The organism is Caballeronia choica (assembly GCF_001544535.1).
GTDB classification, from domain to species: domain Bacteria; phylum Pseudomonadota; class Gammaproteobacteria; order Burkholderiales; family Burkholderiaceae; genus Caballeronia; species Caballeronia choica.
The window spans coordinates 68601-95177 of sequence record NZ_FCON02000020.1 but is presented as its reverse complement, the minus strand read 5'-3'; the positions used below and the strand labels follow the sequence as shown (position 1 = coordinate 95177).

At 59.2% G+C, this 26577-nt stretch carries 23 protein-coding genes; 15 read left to right on the top strand and 8 right to left on the bottom strand.

The window, feature by feature from the left end:
* Window positions 1-245, top strand: a 245-nt coding sequence (locus AWB68_RS12155; RefSeq protein WP_200828680.1) for a transposase, incomplete at its 5' end; no start/stop codon positions are given.
* Between the two features lie 190 nt (window positions 246-435).
* On the opposite strand, the gene AWB68_RS12150 is transcribed toward AWB68_RS12155, so the two are convergent.
* The 4 genes from AWB68_RS12150 to AWB68_RS12130 all read right to left on the bottom strand — a co-directional run bounded on the left by AWB68_RS12150 (window position 436) and on the right by AWB68_RS12130 (window position 5155).
* Entirely contained in the window at window positions 436-768 is a 333-nt protein-coding gene (locus tag AWB68_RS12150) for a hypothetical protein (RefSeq protein WP_087644599.1), read from the bottom strand.
* A 676-nt stretch (window positions 769-1444) separates the two neighbouring features.
* Window positions 1445-2662 carry a Replication protein O gene (locus AWB68_RS12140; RefSeq protein WP_087644597.1) on the bottom strand — a complete coding sequence of 406 codons (1218 nt, stop codon included), beginning with the start codon at window positions 2660-2662 and terminating at the stop codon, window positions 1445-1447.
* A 250-nt stretch (window positions 2663-2912) separates the two neighbouring features.
* Window positions 2913-3923, bottom strand: a complete 1011-nt coding sequence (locus tag AWB68_RS12135) for a ParB/RepB/Spo0J family partition protein (protein ID WP_087644596.1) — start codon at window positions 3921-3923, stop codon at window positions 2913-2915.
* Window positions 3920-5155 carry a ParA family protein gene (locus AWB68_RS12130; RefSeq protein WP_087644603.1) on the bottom strand — a complete coding sequence of 412 codons (1236 nt, stop codon included), beginning with the start codon at window positions 5153-5155 and terminating at the stop codon, window positions 3920-3922. Before AWB68_RS12130 ends, AWB68_RS12135 begins: the two co-directional genes overlap by 4 nt.
* Before the next feature lie 868 nt (window positions 5156-6023).
* Between AWB68_RS12130 and AWB68_RS12125 the strand changes: the two genes are divergently transcribed.
* The 14 genes from AWB68_RS12125 to AWB68_RS12060 all read left to right on the top strand — a co-directional run bounded on the left by AWB68_RS12125 (window position 6024) and on the right by AWB68_RS12060 (window position 20936).
* Window positions 6024-6734 (top strand): VirB8 family type IV secretion system protein, encoded by a 711-nt coding sequence (locus tag AWB68_RS12125; RefSeq protein WP_087644595.1) that lies wholly within the window; start codon window positions 6024-6026, stop codon window positions 6732-6734.
* Window positions 6735-6738: 4 nt separating this feature from the next.
* The gene (locus AWB68_RS12120) at window positions 6739-7602 is read left to right on the top strand and encodes a TrbG/VirB9 family P-type conjugative transfer protein (protein WP_087644594.1); all 864 of its coding nucleotides are present in this window, start codon (window positions 6739-6741) and stop codon (window positions 7600-7602) included.
* 332 nt (window positions 7603-7934) lie between these two features.
* Window positions 7935-8849: a TraB/TrbI/VirB10 family type IV secretion system protein gene (locus tag AWB68_RS12115; RefSeq protein ID WP_235028290.1), complete on the top strand. Its 915-nt coding sequence runs from the start codon at window positions 7935-7937 to the stop codon at window positions 8847-8849.
* Entirely contained in the window at window positions 8842-9693 is an 852-nt protein-coding gene (locus AWB68_RS12110; RefSeq protein ID WP_087644592.1) for a transglycosylase SLT domain-containing protein, read from the top strand. Before AWB68_RS12115 ends, AWB68_RS12110 begins: the two co-directional genes overlap by 8 nt.
* Window positions 9690-10931, top strand: coding sequence for a TrbG/VirB9 family P-type conjugative transfer protein (locus AWB68_RS12105; RefSeq protein WP_087644591.1), 1242 nt, complete (start codon window positions 9690-9692; stop codon window positions 10929-10931). Before AWB68_RS12110 ends, AWB68_RS12105 begins: the two co-directional genes overlap by 4 nt.
* Window positions 10928-11350, top strand: a complete 423-nt coding sequence (locus AWB68_RS12100; protein ID WP_087644590.1) for a lytic transglycosylase domain-containing protein — start codon at window positions 10928-10930, stop codon at window positions 11348-11350. The genes AWB68_RS12105 and AWB68_RS12100 overlap by 4 nt, the downstream gene beginning before the upstream one ends.
* Before the next feature lie 5 nt (window positions 11351-11355).
* Window positions 11356-12003, top strand: a complete 648-nt coding sequence (locus AWB68_RS12095; protein WP_087644589.1) for a toxin co-regulated pilus biosynthesis Q family protein — start codon at window positions 11356-11358, stop codon at window positions 12001-12003.
* A 5-nt stretch (window positions 12004-12008) separates the two neighbouring features.
* Window positions 12009-13637 (top strand): type II secretory pathway protein, encoded by a 1629-nt coding sequence (locus AWB68_RS12090; RefSeq protein WP_087644588.1) that lies wholly within the window; start codon window positions 12009-12011, stop codon window positions 13635-13637.
* Between the two features lie 8 nt (window positions 13638-13645).
* Entirely contained in the window at window positions 13646-14926 is a 1281-nt protein-coding gene (locus AWB68_RS12085; RefSeq protein ID WP_087644602.1) for a hypothetical protein, read from the top strand.
* A gap of 34 nt (window positions 14927-14960) precedes the next feature.
* Window positions 14961-15506, top strand: a complete 546-nt coding sequence (locus AWB68_RS12080; protein WP_087644587.1) for a hypothetical protein — start codon at window positions 14961-14963, stop codon at window positions 15504-15506.
* A gap of 2 nt (window positions 15507-15508) precedes the next feature.
* Complete coding sequence (locus AWB68_RS12075) at window positions 15509-17836, top strand: ATPase, T2SS/T4P/T4SS family (protein WP_235028289.1); 2328 nt, start codon at window positions 15509-15511, stop codon at window positions 17834-17836.
* A gap of 11 nt (window positions 17837-17847) precedes the next feature.
* On the top strand, window positions 17848-18966 hold the full coding sequence (locus AWB68_RS12070) for a type II secretion system F family protein (RefSeq protein WP_087644586.1): 1119 nt from the start codon (window positions 17848-17850) through the stop codon (window positions 18964-18966).
* A gap of 11 nt (window positions 18967-18977) precedes the next feature.
* A complete protein-coding gene (locus AWB68_RS12065; protein ID WP_087644585.1) occupies window positions 18978-19592 on the top strand; it encodes a type 4 pilus major pilin in 615 nt (204 codons plus the stop codon).
* 15 nt (window positions 19593-19607) lie between these two features.
* Window positions 19608-20936, top strand: a complete 1329-nt coding sequence (locus tag AWB68_RS12060; protein WP_087644584.1) for a hypothetical protein — start codon at window positions 19608-19610, stop codon at window positions 20934-20936.
* Between the two features lie 599 nt (window positions 20937-21535).
* Here the strand turns inward: AWB68_RS12060 and AWB68_RS12055 are convergent.
* From AWB68_RS12055 to AWB68_RS12040, 4 genes are all read right to left on the bottom strand, one after another.
* A complete protein-coding gene (locus AWB68_RS12055) occupies window positions 21536-22630 on the bottom strand; it encodes a CAP domain-containing protein (protein WP_087644583.1) in 1095 nt (364 codons plus the stop codon).
* A 208-nt stretch (window positions 22631-22838) separates the two neighbouring features.
* Window positions 22839-23213 carry a hypothetical protein gene (locus AWB68_RS12050; protein ID WP_087644582.1) on the bottom strand — a complete coding sequence of 125 codons (375 nt, stop codon included), beginning with the start codon at window positions 23211-23213 and terminating at the stop codon, window positions 22839-22841.
* 199 nt (window positions 23214-23412) lie between these two features.
* A complete protein-coding gene (locus AWB68_RS12045) occupies window positions 23413-24591 on the bottom strand; it encodes a FlhC family transcriptional regulator (protein ID WP_087644581.1) in 1179 nt (392 codons plus the stop codon).
* Window positions 24592-24672: 81 nt separating this feature from the next.
* Window positions 24673-25947, bottom strand: a complete 1275-nt coding sequence (locus AWB68_RS12040) for a coiled-coil domain-containing protein (protein ID WP_087644580.1) — start codon at window positions 25945-25947, stop codon at window positions 24673-24675.
* Window positions 25948-26577: the final 630 nt, after the last annotated feature.

Sequence of the window (26577 nt, the reverse complement as noted above, 5' to 3'; positions counted from 1 at the left end):
ACGTGAAGATCGATGCCACCAAGCGGCCGCTGTGTGCCGCGATGGCAGAAAAATTCGCTTCTCTGGAAACTCAGAGCACCTATCGCAAACGCAAATGGATCTCCGAACCGCCGAATGCCTGGGTAAAAAGCGTTCTCGGGTTTCGACAATTCAGCATGCGCGGCCTGGCCAAGGCCCAGGCCGAGTGGAAACTCGTCTGTGCGGCGCTGAACCTCAGGAGAATGGCGAAAATGACGTTCGCGTAAGCCCCGAAGAGGGGGCAACTTTGTCCGATTTCGCTCTCGGGCAAACCATTTGACGCGCATCGGAGAGCGAAACCGGGCCCGGCGTTGATGCCGGCGCTGCGGCGTCAGTATCGACGGCTCAAATTCCGTCTGCCGCGCACACTCCTAGGTCACGCAGCGTCGAGTGAACCGATCGTAACCCGCCGCTCACCTATCTACCAGAAGACAGGGTAAGCGCGCTACCGCACACAGGCGCGGCGATTGTCCCCCCTTCAAACTCGATGCATTCCGGAGATAGGCCGGTTTTCCCGGGCCGCTTGTCCGCGGCCTGGGCGTATCCCTCGAAGCTGCCCGCCTCCTCCCTACCCACCGATAGTCGTCCGGCGCATTGGTGCGAAGGCATCAGGTAAATGCGCAGGGCGATTGCGTCTTCCGGTTTCATCATGGCGTTCGGTGCGTAGAGCACGCCGTCACGATAATCTCTAAGAGCTTCTGCTGACCTGCAAATCAGCGATCCAATCAGCTTGCGCACGGATAAGGTCATCCAGGTGTCTCTAGAACACAAGTTCGCCACTTCTTCAAGGGAGCAAGGGATACTTTCAAAAATTGTGAAGGCGATGGATCAAATTCAGTATATAGATTTTAACTGCTGCATCTTACCTTTCGCGTGCGCAGTATCGACAGCACCATTTGAATGATCGAGGCAAGCTCCTGCCCGGCTGTAATGATGTCGTCTGCCTGCGCTGCTTCGACTGGGACTCGAAAACCAAGCGAGTGACGCGATGACCCCGGTCTTTGCGCACCCGCAGCCTGAGTCCAGGGTCCTCTTTTACGCTCATGGGATGCGCGACGTTCTGCTCCGCCGTGCGCCTCTTAGGCTCGTTCAACAACTCTTTGGCGCGGTTGACCATCTCGGCCGTGCCAAGGGCTTCGTGTATCTTGCGTAAAACGTCCCCGTGGGCATACACGAGCGTCTTGCCTTCGAATATCTGCAATACCTCAGCAGGAAGGTGCGATATTGCGAGCGCCCTCATCAAATCCGTCTTACGCCAGCCCAGCTTCGGCCGCCGCAGTCGTCGGATCCCATCGCCCCTCGGCAGCGCCTTTGTTGTACATCGCTGCTAGCACGAGTGCTGAGGGAGTTCGCAACCGACGCTTGGGGGCGACAGGCTCCGTACCATCTAGTCCGTCGTGACTAGAGCCCCGTCGGGATCGCTTGTTTACGTCGTCCTGGCAAATGTGCGAGCGTGGTGGCGGAGGATGCTCCGCAAGCCCGCGATGTGGTCTCGGACTTGAAGCGTGACCTCGGGCTTCCCGTCTGCCTGGGACCCTCCCCCCGCCGATTGCGATGCCAGTGCCACGTGCCTTCGGCGACTCTGTGCAAACGCCTCCAGATCCTCGTGCGAGGCAATTCGAATGTGTCCGCGTTGAATTGCCTCTGCAAACTTCTCTTTCCAACCTGCGGCCTGTCGCCCAACACCCTCGTCAACGGCGTAGACCATCATCGACTGTCCGACCGCGTCGACCACGTATTTTCGCAGAGCATTGATATCGATGAACGTTTGCCCGGCGCTGTTCCGTGCAACATGCTCGGCATGGGCTAGGAGATCGAGCCGGTTTCGTTCTTCGGCTCGAGCTTCGATCTTACGGCGCAGCTGGCGACCGAAATCCACAGGGCTGCGCAGCAGAGCACGGAGGTAGTTGATCGGGGTAGCGGCGGCCTTCAGATGTTCCCACGTGGCTTCGACAACATCGGAGAGACGCTTGCCTTGTTCACGGGCTTCGCGCATGAGTTTGAAAATCAAGAAATCAATGAAACCCAGGGACCGCAGCCTCTGAAGATCCGAGGGCACTTGCCCCGGTTGTCTCTTTTGAAATGAGGAAGGGCTTAGATCCTTATATATAGCACCGTCTGCCAAGTTGGCAGACGGATGCCGGGGCTCGGACAAGTTAGGCGGGGGTGCGGAAATGGGCTGCCGCGCGACTTGGGCGGGCGCTTGCTCTACGAGGCCGAGGAGCGCAGCTGCGTGAGCTGTCAGGTGCAGGTACGCACGTCCGAACAGGCCTGCTTCGACATATCTGGACTGAGGACGACGCTCGATCAGGCCAGCGGATTCGAGATCACCGAGGCTTCGGTAGAACGTCCGCATGGATTGCAATGCGCGGCCGGTAAGCAGTTCACGACGGGCGAAGATGGCGGCAAACGGACGGGAAACGTCTACGGTGCGGGCAAGGGCGGAGAGGACTGCGCGAGCGCGCGGTGAAATCTGTTCGACGTGAGAGGCGCGAAATGCAGCCCGGAAAATGACCCAGGGCAGATTGGTCGAGTCACAGCGGAAAGCGGTGAGGGCAGCCGAATCGACGGCGAGTTCATTCGGTTCGTTGTGCGCAGGGTGCAGGTCACCCTCGCCAGCAACTAAGCGTTGCGCGATAGACATGTCAGGCGGTCCATTTTTATGAAAATGGATTGAAATGCTTGACTGTCGATCTTGTTCCGCTACACTCCGGGTGTGAGGTGCTTCGCCGGATTTGCCGTCCGGGGAGTGCAGCAGGGCAAGCAACAGCAAGCCCAAATTCAAAAGCCTTCGGTTGCCGCCGGAGGCTTTTGTTTTTCTAGGTTCGATTAGTTCATTTTGGTATCCGTTCTGGCGTTAAAAAGTAACGTCGTTGATTTTAAAGGTTTTTTTCTCACGAAGTCTCGTTCGTGCCCTTCTGAGCCCCCGATGCCGCCTCCAACACTCGTTGGATTTCCGCATGAACCCGAGTAGCTTCCTCTTCCGACTTGAACTGCAGGCGCACCACATTCTTCGCTCGGCGCATTTCGCAGTACACCGCCTTGCCCTGCCGGATTTTTGTCGACACGGGGGCCGCATCCACCTTGGGCCTGGCAGGATCGATCGAAGCGAGTTTCACTGTCTGCCCCTGATCGATCTCGCCAGCAGCCAATTTCTGAACGGCTGAGATAACCTGATCCGACCGGCCCTGCTTCGCGAGATTGGCCAAGGCGAAGGCTGCTCCTGCGCCGAGTAGGGAAGGGCGGTCGGCACAGATCGAAAGGACGTATGCGGGAAGGTTGTCGAACGACCGAATGAAAGAGATTGCCGTCTCAGACAGGCCGGATTGTTCTGCAAGCTGCGCACGCGTCATCGTGGGATAGCGGCGTTGGCGTTCCTTGAACCCCAGGTACTTTTCGTAATCGGTCAGGTCAGACTGCATAAGGTTGGCGAAGAAGGCGCCATCGCTAGCCTCGTCGTCACTGCCGTCGTCAGCTACGGCTCGGATCATCGGCCGACCCAGCGCCTTATACGCGTCGATTCGGTGGTGACCCGAAATGATTTCGAACTTCCCATCGGGAAGACGCCTCACCACAATTGGGTGGATGAGTCGGTTATGTCGAAGGTTTTCGCGCAACTCGGCGAACTTCTCCGGTGACATATGGCGCCTGCGCCCCGCCACTTCCACCAGCTGATCCAGCGCAATGTCCATTGCGCCGTTCGTGCCGTTTGCCATCTGGTCCCGGAGAGCGGCCATCGCCGCTGACATTGCGTCAATTTCGGCCTGCTTCTCCTTGAGAATCGGCATGGCCTTCATCATCGCGCCTGGAGCGGTCTTTGGCTCACGCGGTAGCGGTGGGTTAGGGGAGTCGACCACCGGAGCGATCAATGCGGTTTTTGCCGCTAATCTGTCTTTAAAGCTCACAATGACTCCTTCTGCGCTTCCCACAGCGCCACGATCTCCTGATCGATCATTTCAGCGAAACGGTCGTATGCTTCGCGAGCTCGCTGATACGTTCTTGTGCTTCCGTCGTACTTCGCAATGTCGTAGACCGTCCCGAACTCCGCAGCCGCGCTCGCGGTCACCGTTGTGGTAGGAATTTCAACGGGAAGAACGAAAGACTCGTAGGTTCTATTGATCCAGTCGCGAACGGCGTGCGTCGAGGCAAGACTGGAGTCGACCTTCGCCAGGAGCACGTGGATGAAGTCGAACCGTTTGTGATCGACCTCCGGCACCAGCCCCTTCATGTTGTCCGCCAAATCTGCGAAGAGATTCCAAAACTGGGTGGACGAGGCGTAGTCCAGCGCGCTCGGGGGCGTCGGCACGATGAGGGCATCAGCCGCCATAAAGGCATTGATAGTCATGTATGACAGGGCAGGCGGGGTGTCAATGATTACGACGTCGTACTCATCGAGGCACGGAGCGAGGCCCTTGTTCAGGACGTTCCAAAATTCGAAATGGGGATCCTTCGACTGCTTGAATGGGAGGAAGAACTCCGCGCCGAACAGGGCGGCACTCGCCGAAATCAGATCGATGCCGTCCCAATAAGTGGGCTGAATCGCGTATTTCACGCTTTCCTGATCGCCGTACACGAGCGGCAGGACGGTTTGTTCTTCCTCCACCTCGCTGTCCGCTAAAACGCCGGTGAGGGCTGTAAGAGAAGCCTGCGGATCCAGATCGATCAGCAGCACGCGTCGACCGTAAAGAGACAATCCTTGGGCCAGCGTCATGGCCGTGGTCGTTTTACTGACGCCGCCCTTGAAGTTACCGATTGCGATTTTTTTCCCCCTCACCCCCACCGGTCGCTTCGTGAACGGACCGAGCTTCGCGATCCATTGGCGCGTTTCGGCAAGCGTAAATTCGCGCGTGCGGTTTGCCGCAGTTCCGGGCGGAAGTCCAAGCTCTGGCTTGTCCCATGAATAAATGACTTTTTTTCGATCGACTCGACAAAGCGAGGCGACTTGCGAGGTCGTAAAGACTGGCGCGCGCTTGCGGGGATGGGGTGCAAGCATGCTCTCGCGCACATTGACGAGCATCTGGCTTGCGTGGTCGGCGACCTTTCTCAGGTCGCTGAGCGGAACGCCCGGTAGTACATGTTTCACCGCCGGCGCAATGGATACAATCGGTTTGTCGATACGAAGACGTGCATCAGCCATCATCGGCCCCTTTGTCCTTCGGACGAAATCAAGCGCTATATTCAATTCAATTTGTTTTCGCCAATTTCGTGGATTAACGACAAGAGTTTGGCGAATTGCGTCGAAATGTACGCCGTAAACTTCGAAGACGCAAGTTAACTTTTTAGGGGACGCACCATCCCAGACCTAGGCACGACAAGCCTTCCGGGCATTTTCTTGAGAAAGCGCTCGAGGTTGGTCAACGTCCTCCCCGTTGAGCGCCGGGACGGTGGCGTGGAGGAAATGCGGGGTCCGCCACACTAACGACAGAAGCGCTCGAGGTCCACGTTTTGACGCGAGAAAGACTTTCGTGAAACATGAGTCAATGTTTCAGGGGTTGAAGGAATCCTTGTTTTATCAAAAGGTTAGGCGACGAAAGCTATGAATGTTTCACGCATAACTCCATGCCTTTTGGGTGTTATGGGACTAAAACCCTGAATAAGTTGAGAAACGCAGACTTTCCCCTTTTGCATGTGAACCGTAACGCACGATACGTAATTCATAGCGAACGATACATCCAACTAATCGTCTGAAACCACGCCGGACTTATGCACAGTCTCTCTGGATCCGATAGGTCGAACCTAAGAGCTATTCAGTTGTTTGGGTGGTTTCAAGATCGACGCGGTAGGTCTTTGTACCAACGAGGCCAGCGAGCGGGTGACGAAAAGGCGATGGTTTTTCGACGTCTTTCTGGGAAAGACGATGTAACGCGTTACATCTACTCTGCGTACTCCGTTGCTCAGGGAACGCCACGCATCGGCTTATGTAAAGGCCTCTAAATCTCTACACCTTTCTCGTCAAACGCCAACTTAAAACTTGATTCAATGGTAGCCATTCATCAAGGGTTGCCATGCGTCTTTATAAGATCAAGCATCAGGCCGCGCTCGCCACGGCCCCAGGTATGTATGCCGAAGAGGATCCAAGCAAGGTCATCTTCGAGACCAGCACGCGCCTAAAGCTCGAAGCGAATTATTGGATGCTCGTCGCATTCGTACTTGCGCTGGTCGCGACAGGCGCGGTGTGGACGCGCCAACCGGCGCCGTCAGTGACGCGTGTTGTCGGCGTCTCGGCCGATGTGAGCGGGCATCCAGTCGTGACCGAACTTGTCGCGTACAAGCCTGACGCTCAAGTCCTCCGGACGAGCATGAAGGAGATGGCGGTCCGTTGGTTCACGATCGAGCCCGTCCTGACAGACCGTCTCGAAACCTCGCGGATGACGGCGAACATCAACTCGGTCAAGGCCCAAATGATCGGCGCCGGTCAGAGCCAATTCCGCGACTGGATTAAGTCGGATGCACCGTTTCAAGCGATCACTGCGAACCCCAAGCTGATTCGCGAAGTGGACGTGCGCAACATCGCGTTGCTCGAAGACCAGACCGTTCTCGTTGAGTTCACAACGACGACCTCCCAAGCCGGCGCGACCGGCAAGCCCGAACTTAAGTCGTATGCGCTGACGCTGCGCTACCAGATCGTTGCGCCGACTGCGGACGCCGCGCTTGGCGCGAACCCATTCGGCATCTTTATACCGTTCTTCCGCCTCGAGCGGACCGGTGGAGCTTGATCCCATGATCGCAAAACACCGTCGGCCGGCTCTCGGCCTCATCCTCGCGTTCGCGGCCACGATCCTCAGCGCGCAGGTCGCAGAAGCAAAGAGGGTGCCCGACGTGGGGACAATCAATAACACAATGATCGTCGGCGACCCGATGAGCCCGGTCAACCCGTTCAATGGAGGCGCGGATCCGCTCACCATGCCGGGCGATGCTCGCATTGGCGTCTTCCCCTATAGCCGCGACCAGATCTTTCGGGTCCTGACAGCCCCCTTGAAACTGACGACGATCGAGCTGGAGAAGGGCGAGAAGCTTATCGCTGACCCTGCGATGGGAGACAGCATTCAATGGGAAATCGACGACGACAAGATGAACCACGTCTTCATCAAACCGCATAAGGCGGATTTGGTGAACACGCTGCACCTGACGACGAACAAGCGCGAATACGATCTGACGCTCATCGCGTCGCCCGCTGGCGGCTTTTTCTATCAGACGGTGCGCTTCCAGTATCCACGCGCGCCTATGGTGAGGGAAGGCGTGCGCGACGAGTCGTCGGGCGCGGACCCGCGCGGCGGCGTCGCCGGTAGCATCAACGTCGCTCCGGACATGCTGAACTGGGACTACACGGTCGATGGTCGAGCGGAATTCACCCCTGAGGTTGTGTTCGACGATGGCCACGCGCTCTGGATGCGCATGCCTGCAAAGGCGCAGTCCTGGCCGGTCCCGTTCATCAACGATCACGGCGATCGGGTTGTCGGCAACTTTATCCGTCGAGGCGACTTCCTCGTCCTGCAGCGTCTCGCCGAGGAGGTTGTCTTGCAATCGGGCAAGGAAGAAGTGACGGTGACGCGGGGCCGGCGCCGGATTTTCGGGGTGTTCTGATCGTGGCCAACAAATCTGATGCGGCCAAGCCGAGCGCCGAGCAAGCGCAACTCGTCAAAGGCAAGACCCCTCGAAACGCGATCATGAGTATTGGGCTGCTGGCCGCCCTCGTGATCGGGGTGTTGGGTTTCTTCTACGAACTGAAGGCAAGCAATCAAGCTGAGGAAGACGCACGCCTAAAGAAGGTCGCGGCGCTCAAAAGCAGCACGGAAGCACCGCCGAAGAATTCCGACATCGACCAGGTCATTCGGCAGCAGCAGGAAGCCGCCGCAGCCGAAGCTGCCGCACGCGCTGCGTCCGACGCGGCCGCTCAACGCCCGAGCGTCAAGCCCATGCTGACGGGCAGCGATTTTCAAAGCGAGTTAGGCAAAAACGATCCCGACACGCGCGAGCTTGCACGCAAATCAAATGAGGACACGATCTACACGTCGTCCGTTTTCAAACAAGCGGGCGCTTCGCGCAACTCGACGCAGCAGGCATCGGTGCTCCCTTCGGGTGTTCCGACGTTGGACGAATTCCGCGCGGCGCGCGCCGCTGGGACGCCCACCACTGCGGACGTCATGGCGGTCGCGCTCGCGCGTCAGGGGCAAGCTCCAGAGGATCGAGATCGCGCGTTCCTGAAAGAAGCGGCTTCGCAGGGCAGTATTGAGCAAACGACGTTCAATGGGCGCTCGCGCGGTTGCACGCTGACACCTCCTCATTCGATCCACGTGAAAACGGTGGAAGGGCTGAACTCGGACAAGCCCGGTCGCGTTGCGCTGATGGTCGACGAGGACGTCTACGACAGCTTGATGGGTGACTGCTTGATGATACCCAAGGGCTCGTTCATCAATGGCCAGTACAGCGCGGACATCAAGGTTGGTCAGGAGCGGCTGCTCGTCGCATCCATCAGCTTGCGCTTGCCCAATGGCAAAAGCGTGCCGCTTAACGGCATGCAGGGTGCCGATCAAAACGGCTATGCCGGCTTCTCGGGCGACGTGAACAACCACTTCCTAAAGATTTTCGGTGCCGGGTTCGTCACAGCAGTTCTTCTGAAGGCCTTCGACGGCAACTCGCAAACGGCGACCACTTCGAGCCCGAACGGCGTGACAACCTACGGCAACACGGCGGGTCAAGTCGCGGCAGCGACCGCGCAAGCGGTACTCCAGCGCAATCAGAACATTCCGCCGACGATTACCGTTGACCCGGGGCAGAAGTTCCTCGTCCAGGTAACGCAGGACATCGTCATGGAGCCGTACCATGATTAGGCCGCGCTTTGTCGTCAATGTACTCGCGGCCAGCAAGCTCGTGGCGAACACGGTCGCGGCCGCGCTCTTTGCGGCGCTGAGTGAGCCAGCTTCAGCCGCGCTCATCAACACCGTCATCAGCCCCACGCAGTTCGTGGCGGTTGAAGGCGGCCAACGCTCGGTCGTAACGCTGCCCGGTACCCCGGTCTATGCGTGCGGTTTGACACCCTTTCTCGCATGGGCGCGGCGTCTTGAGGGTCAAACTGTCGAGCCGATCACTGACGGCTTTGCATCAGTGGTGGTCGACGGCTCGCCGGTAAGCGTTCAGAGCCTGCTCGTGCGCAGCGGTTGGTTGCGGCCTGCGGTTCTCGATGACGATGCGCAAGCTGCCATTACCGAGCGTCGTGGTGGATGGGCTTGCGCCTCCGCGCAGGCGCCCTTCGAGGCGATGCGCACCAGCGTTGACGCGAAAATCCTGGCGGGCATCGCGCTTAACGAATCGGCTTACAACGGCCGCGCGTGGCCTTGGACGTTGAATGTGACCGGGCGCGGCTTCTTTTTCCGGACGCGAGAGGACGCTTACAAAGCCGTTCGCCTTCTCATTTCCGACGGGCGGTGCGACTTCGACGTTGGTTTGATGCAGCTGCATTGGTGCCATCACGCGAAACGCTTTGCGTCTCCGTGGGATGCGCTTGGGCCCGCCACCAACATCCGGGCAGCCGAAGATATCCTCAACGAAAACTATCGAAAGACCCATTCCGCTGTGAAGGCTGTCGCCTACTACCACAGCGCGAATCCTCAGCCGGGCCGCGCGTACCTCGCGCGCTTCATCCAGCATCTCTCTCAATTAGAACGCGGGCTATGAAGCACACGCTAACCCTCACCGCGCTGGCAGCGGTTTCCTTGTCCGCGTTGGCAGCGAGCACTGATCCGCTCGATTTCGACTATCAGATCAGCGGCAACATGGCCGAGCGTCCCGCGCTTGTCTTCAACGATGGTAGCTCGACGTACGTACAACCGCGCGCAGGACAAAACCTGAAGGTGGAGGGCGGTCACGCCGAAGGTCCGTACGTCGTCGTCTCGGGCACGCCCGAGATGATCAGCTACTCAGTCGGAGGCTCGAGCGTCACAGCGCGTTGGAGGAAAGCCAATAGCTTCACGGGCGAGCGGGGCAGTTCCAACGGGGATATGCCGATTGGATTCGCCGGCTTCTCGAATCGCCTCGCGCTGATTGGTAATCGGCCGCGACTCGAAAGCACGCGGTCGATGAACGCGAACCTGCCCTTGTCGCAACTGGTGAAAGCGCTGGTGCCACAAGGCTGGACGGGTTCGGCGCAAAAGGACGTCGATCTCACCTCGAACTTCAACTTTGGCACACGCGAGGGCGAAAATTGGATGCAGTCGCTTGATCGTCTGCTCGGCAGCGCCGACCTGTACGCGGACGTGGACTTCAACGGCCATCACGTGACGTTGCGCCGAGTTGCCGCCAAGTCTGCCGGAGTGAACTATGTGGCCAGCGCGGCGCCGACGGGTACCGTGGCGGGATCGGTGTCAGCAACCGTGGAGACGCCTCAGTCTTCGGCACAGAATACGAGCCCTCCGGCGCGAGGGTCATTGCTGGCATCGAAGTTCGGCGCGCTCGCGATTCGAGACGGCGGCGACACCCATATACAGATGCGCTTTTCGCAAAGACCCATAAAAGAGCTGTCCTTTCGGACCTCGGACGGGCGCAATCTCAAGCCAAAATGGGACGAGTCAAGCAACGTCGTGACGTTCAACCGGGCTGACCAGTTTGTCGTATCGGACGGCACCGAGAGCGTGGAAGTGGCGCGCGTTGGAGGGTTGATCTACTCGTTTGACGAGAGGAACAGCGCCGGGTTGGAAGCGGTGTTCGACAAGGAAGGCTCTACGTTCTTCAAATTCGCCGATACCGTGGGGAACGTGAAGGTCGCAGACGTCCGCCAAATGGGCACGGGGGAGCAGAGGGGCCGCTACTACAAGTTTAACGGCACATCCGATCAATTCATCGTGAATGCCGACGGCAACGTGGTGAACGTCGTGCGCAAGCACGAGGTTCAGTTCTTTGATAGGCCTGCATCATGAATCGAATGATGCACCTCGCGTTGCTGCTCACCGCGGCTTGCTCGGCATCTGCGCGTGCGGATTGTCTTGATGACGCCGCCCGGTATCACCGCGTGAGTGTTCAGCTTGTTCGCGCAATCGCGCAGCAGGAGTCGGGTATGCGGCCGTACGTGAGCAATCGCAATAGCGATGGCAGCGAGGACATTGGGCTGATGCAGGTTAACTCTTCCTGGCTGCCGAAGCTGTCCCGCTTCGGCATTTCGCGTCAGCGCCTTTTCGATGAGTGTGTGAACGCCTACGTCGGGACTTGGATCCTTGCCTCGAACATAAAGCAGTTCGGTGCAACGTGGAAGGCGGTCGGTGCCTACAACGCCGTCTCCTCGAGCAAGCAGCTTGTGTACGCCAACAATATCTACCGTCGCCTGCAGCGCGCGAACTGAACAACATGACGCTAATTTTCTCTTTCCAAACGCATCGCACTGCGCGCCTGGTGGCCCGTTTGTTGGTGAGCTTCGCCCTGACCACCGTCGCGAGATTCTCTGTTGCGGCAGACTTTGACCAGTCTCGGCTTGCGCCGCCGCCGGGCGATGGGTGGCAGTTACTCTCGGCGCTAGCCGCGCGGCCTGCTCCCATGCAGGTCGCCATGGCCAATCCCACGCCTGCTCCAATCGCGGCTCCGGTCGTGGCGACCACGGTGCCCAAGTCGCTCCCTGGACCGCCGGCACCTGTTGCGCATCTCGGAAGCACCACACCGACCTCAGCGCAGAGTTCGCCGGACCTGGCGACGGCCGTGTTGCCGTCCTCGGGCGCCACGGCCGCGCCGGGTGGCGTTTCGACGCTCACGATCACGCCGCAAGACATCAATCTGCGCAACGCGCTCGACCGGTGGTTGCAGCAGCAGGGCTGGCAGCTGGCATGGAAGATTGACGATGACCTGCCGCTCGAATTCAACGCAAGCTTTTCGGGCGACTTCAAATCGGTGCTGACCCAAGTCATGCAAGCGACCAATCACATGCGCACGCCCACGCGCGTATGCAAGCACACCAACAGCGTTATCCGCGTCGTTGCACGCGCTGCCAACTGTCAAGAGTAATAGCAATGCGCCCCACGAAAATCAAATCCATAGTCGCCATGCTCGTGGCCGTCTCGCTTGTCGGCTGCGCAGTCTCGCAATCCGATGTGAACCACGCATATGACGTAGCCAACTCGGACGCGACCAAGGCGATGGGTAGCGGGCCGGACTCGATGGCCCTTGTGGAGGAGGTGCCCACCGCGTTCCTGGGCGACCGTCTGGTTCCGGTTGCGTACGAAGCGACATTGCCTGCCGTGTTTCGAGAGAAGAGCGTGGTATTCCCGGGGAACCTGCCGCTCTCGAAGATTGCCACGTTCGTATCGAGTGCAACCGGCTATCCGGTACATCTGAGCCCCGACGTGTTCATCCCGCGCGAGGCGCTCATTCCGAGAACGAACGGCGGCGCTGCTGCGCAACCGAGTCCGATGCAAGCATCCTCGATTGCCAAGTCCAACGTCGAGCCGGTGTATGCGCAGCCCTGCATTTGCAAGGCTGGCCAATACCTGCGCGGCGTTACCGAGAATCTTGGACTGGACTGGACCTTCGACGGTACGACGATCTCGATCAGCCGCTTCGTCACGAAGACGTTCACTATCGCGGCAATCCCCGGCAAGGTGTCGATCAAGTCGACCATGTCCAAGGGCACCGATACGTCGACCGGGAATCAGTCGGGCGGGGCGACGGGCGGCACGTCGGGAAATACCGGTTCGTTCTCTTCGGTCACGTCGACCGGCCGCGATGGGACCTTCGATCAAGTTGCCATTATTCAGTCGGAACTCGAGAAGCTCAAGTCGCCGCTCGGAGAGGTCGTCGTCAATCCGCAGAGCCGGCTTGTCATGGTGCGCGACACAAAGGAAGCTGTTGACCGAATGGGTGCGTTGCTCGCTCGCGAAAACGCCATCTCGACCCGTCAGGTCGCATTGCGCGTCCGGACGCTGCAAATTGATATGAGCAAGGGTTCGCAGGCGGGCGTGAGCGCGGATGTGGTGTTCAATCGGATTTCCGACGGGTTGAAGCAGTACGTGATCACGTTCACTTCGCCGACGTCGCTTGCGACAGCAGCGGGCGGCACGGTTGGGCTGTCAGTGCTCAAGCCCGGTTCGCCGTTCGAAGGCACGAACGCCATCATCAGCGGATTGAATACGTTCGGCAAGACGGTCCAGGACAACACGCAAACCAAGCTCACGTTGAATGGTTTGCCGGTGTCGATCGGGTCGTTCGAGACAAAGGGATATCTCGCCGCGACGACGCCGAGCGTTGGCTCGATTTCGGGCGGCAGCGCGGGCGTGCCTGGTCTGCAGCCTGGTTCGGTGACGGTCGGCGATTTCGTGAACATCCTGCCGTCGGTCAACGACCATAACCAGATCATCCTCTCGTATTGGAGCGACAGCTCGAAGCTGAACGGTCCCTTCACGACGATCAGCACGGGCTCTGGCGACACGCTGCAACAGATCCAGTTGCCCGACATCATCGGTAGCAAGGACGATCAGACCATCGCACTGTCGGATGGGCAGACGGTGGTCCTGTACGGTGCCGTGACGAACCACTACGACGGCAGCAGCAACAACGGCATCGCGGGTCTTTCGGGCAACTGGAACAAGGGCCGTACATTCCAGGTGATCATGCTCACCGCAACTGTCGTTCCGTCGATGTGAGCGCGCGCATGCATTTCGAATCCATACCGGGAGAGAAGGGCGCGCAGCTCGTCTTCGGGCTCGAGTGGCGTGCTTATTCGGCCAAGGGCGGCCGGGCAGAGCGTTGCCGTTATGCGCAGGATCTCGGGGCGACGCATTTCGTTGAGATCAAGGCGAAAGACGAAACCATTGCTGGCTTCTGCGAGTTGGAGCCTGCACAGCGCAAGGGCGGCAAGCTGTACTCGGCTGCCGCGCGCATTGCTACGCTCGATCGGGTGCGTCGGCGGCCCGCTGTGCTCGTGGTGATTCAAAATCAGGAGCGTGTGCATGTGGTGCTCGTGCTGCGCGGCGCGGTGTCGGTCGACGAAGACGTGGCGCTCAATGCGCTAGCGGACCGTCGCGAGGAGATCGAAGATCAGTGCGCGAAGGCGGGGCTCACGCTCGCCACGATCGGCCACGGCGCACAGCTTCATGCACTCGACGAGTCGTTCGAGCTTCGCGAGTTGCTGGTCGCGCGCACGGTCGGGTTCATCAAGAAAATGCCGGTCGCGGTGCCGACGGCTGTGCCCATGCTCGTCATCATGGGTGCTCTGTTCTTCGTAGCAAAGCAAGCTATCGAGGCGCTCAACCCGCCTCCGCCGCCGCCCGCACCGCCGCCCACGTTCATGCAGGAATACCAGTCGGCGGTGATGCGTACGCTGGCGGCTCCCGCACCGCTCGCAAAGCTTCTGGCGCCCCAGCTGCTTGCAAGGTTCGGCGCGCAGGAAAGCAACTTCTCGGGGTGGCAGTTCGAGAAGGCATCTTGCGCAGTCAGCGGCCCGTGCGTTGTCACCTATAAACGGCAGGGCGGCACGTTCAAGGAGTTCGATGCGCGCGCGCCCGAATCGATCCGACCGGTCGCTTTCAACCCGGATGGATGGCATCTGACCACGCGCGGACCGCAAGTCACCGTCGCAGAGCGCGTGGCGCTGGCCGATTCGAAGTCCTGGCCGACGCAACAGGCGCTGATCAAGGCCTTGCAGACCGACCCGCAAAGGCTCTCCACAAAACCAGACACGCTCGATAGCCACGGCTACGTCGTTGACATCAAGCCCGCAGAGCGATTGATTGCCCGTCAACCGATGGCAGGCGAGGTGCAAGGGCCGCTCGTGCAAAGGGGCACGTGGCAGATCGATGGATACAAATGGCAAAGCGCGTTGCTCGCGCGCCTGCCGGACAACATGGCACTGGACACCCTCGACGTGGAGTTGAAGGAAGACGGTACCGGCGTGCACTTCACCGCGAAGGGGAAATACTATGTTCTCAACTAATTGGCCACATCGGGCCGCGTGCATCGTCACGCTTATGCTCATTGCCAGCGCTGCTCTGGCGCAGGAAAGTCACCTCACGCTCGACGATATCGACAGGCTCGCTCGTCAGCGCCTTGTCGACTCCATGCGCAAGACCGATGGGGCAGCCAACGCTTCATCCGGCAGCGTAGGACTGACTTCGCCCCTCGGAGGAGCACCGGCGGCGGTCGCTGCCCCAGTGACGCCGAAGGTAGAAACAAAGCCCGCTCCTGCGCCGAAACGCGTCATCCCGGCAACCTTCGTTGGCGCCTACTCGGACGCGTCGGGCGCGTACGTGCTCTACGACTACCAAGGCGCCACTTATACAGCGCGACAAGGCACGCGTCTGATCAACGGGTGGACAGTGGCCTCAGTGGATGGCTTCGTGGTCAGCCTCGTCGAGGGCAAGCGCAAGTGGACCGAAACGATCGCAGCGCCCGTCGATTCGCCTGTCGTCGTTGCCGACAGTCCCGGCATTAGGGCGATCAACGATTTGAGTTCGCCACTCCCGCCCGGCGGCATCGCGTCGACTACTCCCACGTACGTTCCGTTCGGAAAATAAAGATGAGCCTTTTTGGCCAAGAAGATCAGGACACGCCCGAATTGCGGGGCGGGTTTTTCAAACGCCTGCGCACGCCTCGCAAGAATTTCGTCGAGCCAAGCAGCTCCGCAGAGCCGAAACTCAATCGCACTAAGCGTGCGGTGGATCCCAGGCCGGTCGAACCGCACCCGCCGCTGACGGCGGCGACGCGCGCCCCCAATTCGCAGATCGTGTTCCTCGGCCGGGCTTTGTCGGGCGATGATATCGAGGACGTCGACAGCACAGAAATTCGGGAACCCGAGTTTCGGGGGGGGCCGGACGCAGCGCCTGCTGCCGCGGCAGACTCCATCGACTCGGCTTTTCGTCCCTTCGTGCCGCAGAAGTTCGAGCGGCCGACGTTTGAGAGTCTGTCCACCGCGATGGCCAAAGTCGAGCAGCGCCAGACGGTAGAGAAAGGTTCGTCCGGCACGACGGCGATCCATGTCGAAGACGGACGCCCACTCGATGCCCAGTTGGCGGATGAGCCCATGGTGACCTCGGATGGCCTCGAAGCCGCGGACCAGCTCATTGCGGCGCAACTGGCGGGTCGCACGCACGAGTCGAATCAATCTCAGCATCTCGATCAAGTGCAGCCGCCAGCCGACAATGCGGAGGAAATAGCCGACGACGAGGGCGCGGGGCATGGCATCGTATCTGGTCGTCCGGGACTTGTGTCCGCTGAGTCTTTGCCCGACTTCAAGCGCATCCTGACCGTAGCTGACGATGACGCGGCATTGCGCATTCCAGCCAGCGCGCGAAAGGAATTCGTCGCGGTCGAGTTGCAGCCCGGTATCGCGATCACGGTGGCGACCGCGCGCTTCTCCGAAAAGGCGCAGTACGCGACGTTCATCAAGGATCTCGGCACGAACGACATTCTGGTGCGCGAGGAGATGATCGCGGCGGAGTCGGTGATCGCCGATATTTACTCCGAAAAGACGGTCTCCGCTGGCAAGTCGGCCGTACGCGAGGCGAGCCGCGCGATCGGCAACTTTCGCGACATCGTCGAGGCCGCGCATACCTACGGTGCGAGCGATATTCACTTTGAGCCGCGAGAGTTTCACAACGACGTCGAAGTGCGGTTTCGCGTGAACGGCGACATGTACACATACCGCCGCATGCCCAAGGCGATCGTGCGCCGCGCACTGTTTGCCGCATACAGTGACCTCGTTCAGCGCAACACCAATTCCGGCAACAGCTTCCAGCCGAGCGCGCCGCAGTCGGCGATGATTCCACTCGTCGTCAAGACGGACACCGTCAACCTCCGGTGGCAATCGTCTCCTCTCGTTGGAGGCTATGACGTCACGCTTCGCTTGCTTGACGGCAACTTCAAGAACTACTCGGTGCTGCTCCCTAAGGACATGGGGCTGGAGAAGAGTCAGCTTGAGTTGATCGAGACATTGAACTATGTGAGCGGCGGCATCACCGCGCTCACCGGCGAAACGGGTTCGGGGAAAACGACGACGCTGCGCGCGCTGTCCTACATGCTGCCCGACCGCGAGATGAAGAAGCAGTTCGCGGTCAATGAGCCCTCCGAGTATCCGATGCCGTGGCTTTCGGACTACTCCATCATTCGTCGGCCCGACGAGACCGATGATGAAGCGAACCGGAAGTACGCTGAAGTCATCCGCACGCTCATGCGTCAAGATCCGGACGACCTCACGATCGGTGAAGTCCGCGACCGCGTGGTGATGGGGCTCGTCGCCGAACTCGCGCTGACCGGTCACCCGGTGCGCTTCTCGCTGCACGCCGGCGACATCATCGCGGCTGTCATGCGTATGGCAGGCGGTCGCCTCCAACTGCCGATCGACGAGCTGGCCTCCGAGGGGTTCATTAACGCAGTTGGCAATCAAAAGCTGATTGCGACCCTGTGTGAGCACTGCAAGCTGCCCGCTCATGACGTGATGGCGCCCAAGGACCTCGAAATCCTGCGGACTAAGTTCGGTCTCGATACCTCGCGCATGGCATGCCGTAACTATCAAGGGTGCCAGCACTGCCAGCTGGAAGGCTTGTTCACGCGGCTCGGAAAGGTGGCGGGCGGCACTAAGCGCCCGTCGCTTGCCGCCGAACTGTACCGTCCGACTCCCGAATTCCTCGACCGGGTAGCGGAACGCGACTGGGCCGGTGCGCGCAAAGTTTGGCGCGGCGAACGTCGTACTGGGTTCGATAACGCGGACATGACCGGAAAGACGCTATATGAACACGCTCTTTTCAAGGCTTCGCGCGGATTGATTGACCCACAATTTATCAATCGGTCGATGCAGTCGTTCGCGCAATACCGCGTGATGCCGGGCGTCGACGGTCTGATGGTCTAACCGGGTCGATCATGTTCGCAACGTTCGTAAAAATGTTTCCCAAGCGGCAGCAACTCGCCGCGGCGCGCTGGCGCTTCCAGAAGTTGAGAGAGGACTTCTACCGCGAGACGCGTCTGGATATCGCCGCGAAGGGCTTGCGCAACACCGAAACGCTATTTGACCGGTTGGAGACCTTCGAAAAGCGCAACCGCGCGCGCGGTCAGCTTGAGTGGCGCATCTTCGCGCGCATCCGCGAAACCATGCAGCGGGGCGAGCCCTTCGCGCTTGCGATCAAGCCGTTCATCCCCGGTGACGAGTATGCGCTGCTCGACATCGCGGATGAGTCCTCGCGCGAGGACGCGGTCGTGCGCGGCTTCGAGCTCGCCGAGATGGCGGCGAGGGCCAAACGCGTGTTGTCGTCGACAACGTCGGTGCAGATGGTGTATCCCGCGTTGCTGCTCGTCTATATGTACGCGTACTGCATGCTCTTCGGGGGAGTCATCTTCCCGCAAGTGATGGACGTACGTCCGCTCGAACAGTGGCCCGACCTGGGCCGGCTGCTGTATCACGTCGATACCTTTTGCTACGAGTATTGGTGGCTATCGCTGACTGTGATCATCGGGCTTGTGCTCGCCTATTTCGCGAGTCTGAAGCGTTGGGCCGGCCCGATGCGTGATCGGTTCGACCGGATGCCGCTGCTTTGGCGCAACCGTCGGGACCTGCGCGCGGCGCTGTTGATCGTCTCGCTGGCGGGTCTGTTCGATTCGAACCTAACGCTACGCGCCGCGCTCGAGCGACTGCTAAAGACAGCGGACCCGTGGCTGAAATGGCATTTGAACAAGATGAATCGGCGGCTCACCGCACGCTCGGATGAGCCGATGCGCGCGCTCGACACGGGGATTTTCTCAGTGACGATCGTCGACACCATCACCGATGCGGCGGGGCGCGACCAATTCGAGGCGGCGATCAAGAGCCTTGGACGGGAATCGCTCGATCGGGTCGTGGAAGCAGTCAAGCGAAACGCGCGCGTGACCCATTACATCTTGCTTGGCTTCGCGGCCGCGCTCTTCCTGACGCTGGGCATCGGCTCGTACGTTGTGACTGGTGCCGTCAACCTCACTTCCGGCAATCCCGCCGTCTCAAGCTACTAAGGACCAAAGAAATGACCAACGAGAAAAACGAACTGCCACAGATCGATGAAGCGAAGGCGCGTCGCGAGCGGATTCTCATGATTGCACGCGCAAAGAAGCAATCCGGAGAGCTGTCGATGATCGAGGCAGGTGCCGTGATGGCTGGCGCCGCGCTGCTCGCGCTTGCGGTCTATGCGGGTGGCAAGTATGTGCTCGATCTCATTCGCTCATCGCAGTTCAAGAGCGAAGCACAGATGTTCCATACCGGCGTCTTGAACGCCACGCAGAACGACGCCGACTTCTCGGCGGAGACGCTGACCATTCTCGCTCAAAACCACGCCTTCGATTCGGCAGGCTCTCGCGTCGCATCCGACAAATCGTCGGTTAAAGGTATGTTCAACGGTACGGTGACCGCTGCCGTCGGCACGCTGGTAACGTCGAACGACTCGGTGGTGCTGACCTATCCTGTTACCTCGACCGTCTGCTCGCTGAGCGTCGCCGCGCTGATCACCGTCTACACGCAGGTCACCGTCAACGGGACGACCTTGTTTTCACCGACGACCACATTCAGCCCGGCAACGGCGGCGACGGCGTGTGCATCCAATGGTGCAATGGCGTCTGTAGCGCTTTGGACCACGCGCACGTAAGCCCGGACCGCCGACATGGGAAGCATTATCGAAATGTTGATTGTCCTGGTCGGCGCGGCCTTGCTGACGGCTCAGGGTATCAAGGAAGACATCGCGGCCAAGCGTACAAATCTGTTGCAGGTTGAGGGGCAGAACCTTGCCACGATCAATGCGGCACTTGGCAGCTATATCACTAACAACTATGGCACGCTCATTCCTGCCGGCTATTCGCAAACGACCTCGACACCGATCGCAGGTCCGACGCTGACGCAACTGAGCGCGCAGAGCAACAACAAGATCGGCTTCAAGAACGGGCCGTTTTGGGGCGGGGCATATCAGATTTCACTATCGATCGTGCCGGACAACTGCTCGACGGCAGCCGGAAACTGCCACATCGCGTCGCAGTTGTATCCGACGCAGCCGCTTATGAAGAATGGTACGCCCGACATGGCAGGCGCTGGTGTGTTGGCGTCGGCGGGCGGCAGCCAGTTCGGCTACTCGACCAACCGTGCGCCAGCGACCATCACGGGCCTTCGCGGGCAATGGTCGACCACCAACCCGGTGGGTAACAGGGCAGGGATTGTTCTTGCGATAAACGGTTTCGGCGCGGACGGCAACTCGCCGTATTACCGCCGCGACGGCGCGTTGCCACTGACGGGAACGATGAACGCCAACAACCAGGACATCCAGAACATCGGAAACATGACGGGCAAGACGCTGAAATTGCCGGCAGGGAACAGCCTTAATATCGGTGGTGCGATCTACTACGGTGACGGTTCCAACGCTGCGGTGCGCACGAACGGGGCGTTGGTCGTTCAGAACTCAGCAGGTACCGCGAGCGCGCCAATCTATGCCGCGGATGTGAACTCAAGCGGCACCGTGTCGGCCAACGCGGTTTCAGCCAATACTGTGTGGGGCAACACGGTCGGCGGAAACACTGTCAATGCTAGCGTCGCGAACATCAATTCGTCGGCGGCCAATTGCGGCTGGAACGGCGTCACCATTCGCAACAACCTGATGTACGTCTGCAATAAGTGGGGCAACTGGGTCGGTGTGAGCAGCCTCGTCAGCAATCAATCGGCCGATGCGCAGTACAGCGGCTGGTACAACGGCTGGGGCGTGAATCCACCGGCCTGCGGAACGGGTGGGAGTGCTTGGTACAAGATCATTCCGCAGAGCGTGAGCACAGACTACGCGAACAGGAATCCGCCTATTGCCGGGGCTAGATACGGGATGGGGTGGAACGGCAGCCAATGGATCCTGCAAATCTACAACGTACTGGCGGACGGTGCGAACACACTCGTAGTCGACCAACTCGGCTTGCAAGCCGAGATAGATGTCGGTTGTACGTATTCGAATCAATAAGGACGTTAATGAAAGGACATATTGGGGTATGGGTCCTGCTGGCGCTTGCGATGGCCACAACTCTATCGGCGGTATCTCCTGTGGACGCGCAAGTTCTGCAGAATCCTCTCGGTGTGCCGTTGGCGCCTGGATGTGATCCGGGATACTCGTGGACCAAATACGGCAACCGCTACCATTGCATGAGCCCGCAACCCAGTTGCCCATACGGGTTCGCGAGTGGCCCGACGTGGACAGGCACTACATGGAGCTACAGTTGCAACAATGCGCCGCAGGTTGAGCAGCCGAGCGGGGGGGCGGGTGACCCGACGATGAATTGCGCTACCGCAGTAACTAACAGTGGATATCGAATTCGCTCCATTGCTGGATCTACCACGTGCGGTGGCATGCGGTGTTTGGCGTATAACGCGAAGGGTCCTGCTTTTCCCGCAAATCAATGCGGTGACGTGAGCGACAACTATATGCTCTACTGCTGGTTGAATTCCGATAACAGCGTCAATCGCCTCACCAGTTTGGGGTTGCCGCCAGACAGCCAGGCGTGTGGAGGCGGCTGATAAAAAAAGCGCTCGAGTTGAGCGCTTTGCTTTGCTCTCGCCGATTGATCAATTGGCGTTTGTTGTGAACCTCCAAGCTGAGTTCACGGCCTTTCCATCGCGCGCACCCGCGAATGAGACAGTATAAGCGGTGTTGGCTTTTAGCGGCGAAAGCGGCAACAGTACCGCGGTCCCTTTCGGCAGAAGGTTGTTAGGATCAGCAACAGTGCTAGCCGTAGACCCCGCCACGGCTCCGCCAGGAACCAGAAGGCGAGCCGAGACAACAGAGCCGCTGCTGTCAGTCAAAGTGAATTGGCTAACCGTCAGCGTGTTGCCGTATTCCGCATTGACGCGAACGAGGACCGGACGACCCGGATTGCCGACGTCCGGTGCTGGGTTCGTGGCTTCCGCACGCATCGCGAGCGCGACACCGGCTTCATCCGAATACGGAGAGTGGACCACGAGATCAGTCGGAATCTGCTGACCTCCGGCATAAGAGAAGCCACTGAACGTGGGAGCCTGAGCAACGCCGGTATAGGTTCCAAAATCGCTCACGCAAACGTAGAGCGGGAAGGCGGTGTCGCCTGGCTCGTAGCCGAAGCCGACTGTCTCTTGCGTGTTGGTCAGGGCAGCGAGGTGATACACGGACGCTAACGCTTGTCCGATGCAGTCGCTAGCGGCCGTATCGGCTGACTGAGAGGTACCGGAGGCGGCGTTCTCGCCGATCCACTCGCTCGCCGATGCACCGGCTTTTTGACCGCGCGAGAGCGTCGTCTCACTGTAAAAGTTGGCGTTCCCGGCGATCTCGTCGTGGGAAAGTTCGTTGATTGCACCGGACTTCATGTTCGATATCAGATATAACGCGTGCGCCTTCGCGGCGGTGTCAAGGATTGGATCCTGTGCCAGCATACCGACACCCATCGCGGCCCTATAAGCATTGACCATCGTGAATGCAGTCGACTCGAACGACCCTACCGCATAACTCGCGGCGGGAACTGAGGTCTTTGGCGCGATCCCAGTCGCAGGGGTGTTGGAAGAAGGGGTGCTTGCAGGGGAAATCGGCTCCGCGCTAGAGCTATCGCCACCGCCGCCGCCGCAGGCAGCTAGAACGAGCGCAGCGGCGATTGCGGCCGAGGTAGTTTTCAATGTGCTGTTCGTTTTCATGTGTTTCCACTATCGTCGTTTTTGCAGTCGCCCCCGCGATCTGCTTACTTTCATGTTATTGAGGCCAGTTCGAAGTCAAGGCGGCCCAAATCGGCCATCGGCTCGCACTTTCGCTGGTGTGTATCGGCTGCGTTTCGGCGGCGAACGCATTGTAATGGCCTGTAAGAGGCGCAGTTCAACGCATCCGTTCGCAGTCCGCAACCGTTTGCTACTTGCGCCGGAACTTCGCTCGCCAAGCCTTCACGCGCAGAAGTGCAAAAAGTGCGCACAGCACAACGGCAGTCGCCACGGGCTGAGACTTCCCAACGGTCGGGAGAAGGAGGGATCCTCCCCACGCGATCACGAAGAAGACGATGAGGCTTTTAAACGCCTTGCTTTCGAGCGCGTCGACGAGGCGGCTGTTGGGCCGCCTGCAACTCCGTGCGTATCGTTCGTTGGAGGCCTCAAGGTCGAAATCGACGCCGCCTGTCTTCGTGCTTCGGTCGGCGCGGTGATATCGCTCGTATTGTTGGAAGCGAGCGTCACCGCGACCTCTGAGCCACGCGGCGACGCTGTCGCCGAACAGGTGTGCGAAATCCTGCATGTCAGTGCACCATGTCAAAGTCCAACTCGACCGCGCCGACTGCGTCCGCAATGCGCCGTCCGTCGGGCTCAGAGTGAAACCATCCCGTCACGAAATCGCGCCGTCCGAACTGCGCGCAACCATCGCGAGAGAGCACAATCAATCCCGTTTCTACGGCGAACTCTTGCGACATGCCTCGGCCTGCTCATGTTGGGTTAGGTTATTGGCGTTTGCTAGCCTGGCCTTTCGGCGACAACTGATAGTTGCAGCCCGGGCAATTGAAGTCCTTGGCAAGCTCGATCTTGCCCTCGCCGTTGGAAAGCACGTAATCGGTCGCACAACTCCTGCAACCGGCCATCGTCAGGCGTGAGTCCATCGCCATAGATCGGGTCAGGTGATTGGCGCGATCGGCAGTGATCAACAGGTTCTTACCGAACATCTTGGCCATGATGTCGTTGGCGGCGATCAGGGCCTGCGGAATATTGGCGTCGTTTCGAAGTGCGCTTCGATAGAGCCAGACGTAGACAGACGCTTGGAGCCGGTGAGCCGACCGCTGGACGTACCACGTCAGCGAACTCGGATTGCACCCGCAAGGCGAGCTCACGCCGTGGATTTCCTTGTAGGTCGTGCGCGCCTTAGTCGGGTTCAGATTGAAAAGATTGCTCGCGGTCTTTGCGCGGCAACCCTGCGCCATCATCATACGAGCGAGAATTTCTTTCTCGCTGCGCTCAAGACGCAAATCGGTCCACGCATGCTTATAGGGCAGGGCGGCCGCGCTGAGCGGGGAAGTGCGCATCAGGTAATGCGCGACCGACTCGTCGGTCAGCCAGCCGGCGCCGTATTCTTTCCAGAAATGGATGTCATCGAACCGCCATCTGAAGAGCGGAAATCTGACCGCGCCGATCGCCATTTCCAGACGCGCTATTGGCAAACTCTTGATGTACTCGGCAAGCTCGGTCGAGATCCCCAACAGCGGCACCGCGACGACGCTCATGTGAAGCACGTCTTTAAGCAACTGCACGTAAGTGCGGTTGTAATGGAATACGTCCCTGCTCGTGGCCTGATCAACGATCGGCAATTCGGAGGTCAGCTTCTCGACCTTCGGTGAGACGATCGCACCGTCGACGAACGTCTGCCAGTCGCGCGGGTTTTCGAGAACCGGCGCGAGCGCGAGAAATGGCAAATTCATCGGGTTGGCCTTCGGTCCGATCTGTTGTTTGAACGTTTGCATGTCGTCGAGGGATATGGCAAACAGTTTCTCCATTTTCCGATGGCCGACGAGCGTCATGTGCATGAAGTCGGTGAGTGCGAAGTTGGTTCGCTGTATTTTTTCGGAAAGCCAGTCAGACAATAGAATATTGTTCGTGGCGGCCGATTTAGTGGTTTTTTCTCTCGACATTTTTATTTGTTTCCTTCTTTCATTTGAAGCGCCCCGCTCGTTCAGTATGGTTCGCTTCCCCTCGTATTGGTCTTGGGTGGATTAATGCTTAAGCGCCGCCTCAATCTCTGCAAGGTACTTGCGAAGCATTCCGCAGAGCGCTTCGAGCGCCGGCTTATATGTTTGTGGCTCTTTCGACGCTTGAACCGCGAGTTGAACGGTGGCCATTTTGCCGGCAACGTTTGCCCAGGCGGTGGTCAGCTCTTCCATCGACCGCTTGATAGCCGCCGCAGCCTCGATCTCGGTATTCTCTGCGCCATACTTACTCTCGAGCGCCGCAAGTTCGGCAGCAGTGCGCGATTTCTTCGCGTCGAGCTCGTTCAACTCGGCAAGCGCCGCGGAAACGGCCGAATTCACATCTGCAATGCTGTCCGGAAGTCTTTCGACGATCACTTCTTTGACTTCGACCTTGGGCTTCGCCTTTTGGAATGCCGTCAATTCCGCGGTGAGGTTATCGACCTCCCTGGACTTGTCGGCAAGATCCTTCTCCATCGCGCTATAGCCCGACGTGCGGCTAGTCAGAAGTTCGCGCATTTGATTAAGGTTTTTGTCCTTTTCCGCAAGGTCGCGCTCGTTGACGGCCAATTGCTCTTTCAAGTGGCGACTTTCGCGTTCGGTAACGTCGAGCTGGATTTTGCTGTCTTCCAAAAGCGTCTGGACATTTTCCAACTGGCGGTCGCGGTCGTCGATCGCTTCCTCCTGGCGCTGCAGTGTCCTCAGCATCTCATCGACGTCCTTGCGAGTCATTTCAGGACTGGTCTTCTTCTTTTCCATGATCGCTATGATCTGCTCATGGGTCACATCGTGGGCCGAGAGAATGTTAAGTTCGCCGAGGCTGAACACGCGGAGGGCTTCATGGTCGTCGCCGAATTTGGTGTGGCAACGCATGTAGCATCGAGCGATGGAGGGTTTGATTTGAAGCGCCCTTTCGATGAAATTCATGCTAAGCGACACAGCCTTACGCCGGGCGGGGAACGTGTCGCCCACTCTCTGAGTGTGATGGTTGACCGTCGACTTCACCATCTGCGTGAGGTTGCCACCGAGAATGATTTGCTCGGCCACAATCTTCGCGCGTGATTCGGCAACGGCCAGCATGCTGTCGACCAGCTTCGCCACGAAATCGGCATTCTCGTCGCCGCCGCCGAAAATCTCCCGTGCAACGGCGATTATATTTTCGCGGGTTGCAGCGTTGGGGTCGCGCAGGTTAAGAACGAATTCGTCGAACGGGTCAAACGGTACGACTTCGCTTGCAACGTCCGCCTTTTCGATTTTCGAGGCAGGTTCCATGTTGGTATTGGATGTCTTGCGATTTTGCATTCTTCTCTCCAAGAGGTATCACGACGACCATGCGGCGTCGTATTTGTAACTGAGGGTACCGCCGGCAAAGGACGCGGTTTTAGAGAAAGGCGCGATTCTTACCCCCTCTTTCGCCTCCGAAGTTCCCGTGCAGAAGTGGGCCTTAGACGCGCCGCTCAACAGGTAGCAAACGTTTAACGGTTATCATCATGAAAAGATTTAGAAAGAATATTGGAATGAATTGTCTATTTCGAATCGACAAAATGCTTGACGAATGGCGAAAACCTCGGATCGAACCGCGCGGCCTTATGTGCGCCCATTGCTGCCGGCGACGACCCCGAATCGTGCGCACCGCTTCGAGTGCGCGCGACGTCGCTTGCCGGCATCCCGCCGCGTCCGGAACCATTGGGGCAGGTCAGCGGGGGGAAGAGGCGGTCCGAGTGCAGGCCGGTTTGAGTACGCCTCGGGCAAAGGGAACAGCCCGAAACCGGCTACGGGCCACATCGACGGGAGCCGCAAGCGCGAATCGAACCTCGGGGCGGTTCAGTCGATCCACGAGCGACTGTCCTCTGCTTGACCGGTGTTCAGAATGCGGGTGAGCATGTCGGGCGCGGTGAAGAGCGCGATATGCTCCGTCCAATTCGTCGTCTC